The sequence below is a fragment of the Syntrophorhabdaceae bacterium genome, assembly GCA_028713955.1.
Lineage (GTDB): Bacteria > Desulfobacterota > Syntrophorhabdia > Syntrophorhabdales > Syntrophorhabdaceae > UBA5609.
In genome coordinates, this window is record JAQTNJ010000302.1 from 1 (window position 1) to 3,362 (window position 3,362).

General features: G+C 51.2%; 2 protein-coding genes. Both read right to left on the reverse strand.

What is annotated here, in order from left to right; translation table 11 throughout:
- Positions 1-2,334: CusA/CzcA family heavy metal efflux RND transporter (locus PHU49_16120; protein ID MDD5245536.1), on the reverse strand; the 2,334-nt coding region annotated here is incomplete at its 3' end.
- On the reverse strand, positions 2,331-3,362 hold a 1,032-nt coding region (locus PHU49_16125; GenBank protein ID MDD5245537.1), incomplete at its 5' end, for an efflux RND transporter periplasmic adaptor subunit. The genes PHU49_16120 and PHU49_16125, both read right to left, overlap by 4 nt.

Sequence of the window (3,362 nt, forward strand, 5' to 3'; positions counted from 1 at the left end):
GTCAATGTCGCTCCGCAATTCCCTTGCATAGCGGACATTGACGGGATAACGCCCCCTTCCTTCGATAGTGGTGGTCACATTAAGACCGCCGATGGATGATTGGATAATCTCGTTTACGTCATCGACAGTGAGGTTATAACGGGCTGCCTCATGACGTTTTACGGCAATGTCGATAAAATATCCTGTATTTACCCTCTCGGCATAGACACTTCTCGTATGCGGCACATCCTTTAATACTGTTTCAAGGGCAATACCAAGCCGCTCGATTTCCCGAACATCGGGACCGAATATCTTGAGCCCAAGAGGGGTCCTGATACCTGTTGAGAGCATATCGATCCTTGCCTTTATGGGCATGGTAAATGCGTTGGAAACCCCCGGTATTGTGAGTGCGTCATTCATCTCCGCAGTAAGTTTGTCGACGGTCATACCTGCCCGCCACTCTTTCCTGGGCTTCAGGTTGATCGTAGTCTCGAACATCTCCAGCGGCGCCGGATCAGTGGCTGTTTCGGCCCTGCCGGCCTTGCCGAATACCTGTGCCACTTCGGGTATCCCTTTCAGGATCTTATCCTGGAGCTGAAGGAGAGAAGCAGCTTCTGAAATGGAAACCCCCGGGGTTGTTACGGGCATATAGAAGAGGGCGCCCTCATAGAGGGGAGGCATAAATTCCCTTCCCAGCTTGATAAATGGGTAGGCAGTGATGAGCACCAGAACGGCAGCGCCGATGATCACCGTTTTCTGCCTCCGCAGGCTGAAACGTACCACCGGCTCATAGATTTGCTGTAAAATGCGGTTCAGCGGGTTGCTTTGTTCGGGCCGTATCCTGCCTTTTATGAAAAGTGTCATGAGGGTTGGTGTCAGGGTGATGGCAAGGCATGACGCCCCGAGCATTGCGAACGTCTTTGCGTATGCGAGAGGCCTGAAAAGCCTCCCTGCCTGGCCCTGGAGGGTAAAGACCGGCAGGAAAGCTACTGTAATAACGATGAGGGTAAAGAAAAGGGAAGGGCCGACCTCTTTCGCTGCTTCAATGATGATACGAATTCGGGGTTCGGAGTCCGGGGTTCGGAGTTGTGCTTCTTCCAGCTTCTTATGCGCGTTTTCGACCATGATAATAGAGGCATCAACGAGGACACCGATAGAGATGGCGATACCGCTTAAGCTCATAATATTTGAGGTAACATTCAGATAGTAGAGGAAGATGAAAGAAATAAGGATGGCCCCGGGCAGGGTGAGGATAACAATAATGGCACTGGGGAGATGGAAGAGAAAGACTATACAGACAACGCTGACGGCGATGAGGAGCTTTGCGATCTCATTCCACAGGGTACCTACTGCCTGGTATATGAGGTCTGACCTGTCGTAGGTCGTGACGATCTTGACCCCTTTTGGCAGGCTTGGCTCAATATCACGCTTGATCCTTTCCTTCACTCTTTTGATGACGTTCAGTACGTTTTCACCATACCTGACAACGACGATACCGCCTGCCACTTCACCCCTGCCGTCAAGGTCTGCGACACCCCTGCGTATCTCCGGGCCTAAACGGATCTTTGCGACATCCCTTAAAAAAACAGGGGTTCCCGATCCGTCACTGCCCACAGGAACGGTTTCCAGGTCCTCCAGGCTCTTGATATACCCCCTTCCCCTGACCGCGTACTCGGCTCCTGAGAATTCCACTACCCTTCCTTCGATGTCACTGTTGCTTTTTCTTATGACCTCAATGACCTTGTTGATAGGTATGCCGTAAGAAAGCAGCCGGTTCGGATCAATAACGACCTGATACTGTTTGACAAAACCGCCGATACTTGCAACCTGCGACACGCCGGGAACGCTCTCAAGGGCCAATTTTATATTGTAGTCCTGGATTGATCGGAGCCCGGAGAGATCCTGCCCGCCGGTCTCATCGACCACAGCGTAAGAAAATCCCCACCCTACACCGGAGGAATCAGGCCCCAGGACGGGGTTTACGTCTGCCGGTATTTTTCCTTTCACTGCCTGGAGATATTCGAGGACCCTGCTTCGCGCCCAGTAGATGTCCGTTCCATCTTTGAAGATGACATAGATAAAAGAACTGCCGAGAAAAGAAAAGCCCCTTACCGCCTCGACTTTCGGCGCTGCCAGGAGAGTAGCGGTAATGGGATAGGTGATCTGATCTTCCACGAGGTCAGGGCTTCTCCCGGGCCAATCGGTATAGACGATCACCTGGGTGTCGCTCAGGTCCGGCAGGGCATCGAGCGGGCATCTTATGAGGGTCCAGTATCCCCAGCCTGCAAAGATAACAACAAAAATGATCGTTACAAGCCTGTTTTTCGCGCATAGTTCAATGATATGTTTTATCATTGGGCCACACCCTTCAGTTTGGCCTCTGAATCGATAAGGAATACAGCGGAATAAGCAACCTTTTCCCCATCCTTAAGACCGCTTAAGACCTCAACCATCCCGTTGGCCCTTTCGCCGGTTTTGATCTGCTGAGCTGCAAAATAGCCGTCTCCCATATCAACGTAGACTATCTGCCTTGTTCCTGTGTCGAGGATGGCTGTTTCGGGGATTGCGAATCGCTTGCCCAGGTCGAGCTCCATCTCTATATTGGTAAACATCTGGGGTTTCAGAAGCATATTGGGATTGTGAAGAACGAAACGTGCCTTTGCCGTTCTTGTCTGGCCGGAGAAGAAGGGGTATATAAAGTCGACCCTTGCCGTGAACTCTTTACCGGGGTAATAGCTCAGCGTGATCCTGGCATTCTGCCCCACCTTCACAAAGGGTATTTCATATTCGTAGATATCTGCCAGTACCCACACCGTAGAGAGATCCACAATATCAAAGATCTTGTCCCCAGGTGCTACCCGCGTCCCCTTAAAAACCGGTTTCTGGAAAACGTATCCGCTGGCCGGGCTCTTGATAGTCAGGGTTCTCATGGGTTTTTTGCTGGTCTCTATTTCTTTTATCTCTTCTTCAGAGATCTCCCAGAGTGCGAACTTCTCTTTAAACAAATCAACCAGGGGGTCAAGATCCTGGATGGTGAGCCTCCCCAGCGTGTTATACCGGTCCCCAAGGTTGATCTCGACGTTTCTCTGATAACGTATCCCCAGTGCCGGCCTCCATTTCAAGAGATTGAGATACTCAAGCTGGATGGACATAAGCTCCGGGCTGTATAGATCCACCAGGGGTGTGCCCTTTTTTACATATTGCCCGGTGTAGTTGGCATAGAGCCTGTCAACCCATCCCTCGACCTTACTGTTGACGGTTGTGAGCTTTCTCTCATCATACTCCACCCGCCCTATTGTCCTGAGTGTCTTCTTCATGGGTCTTATGGCTGCCGCAACGGTCTTTACCCCTATCATCTGCTGCCTGTCGATGGCAACCTCAAC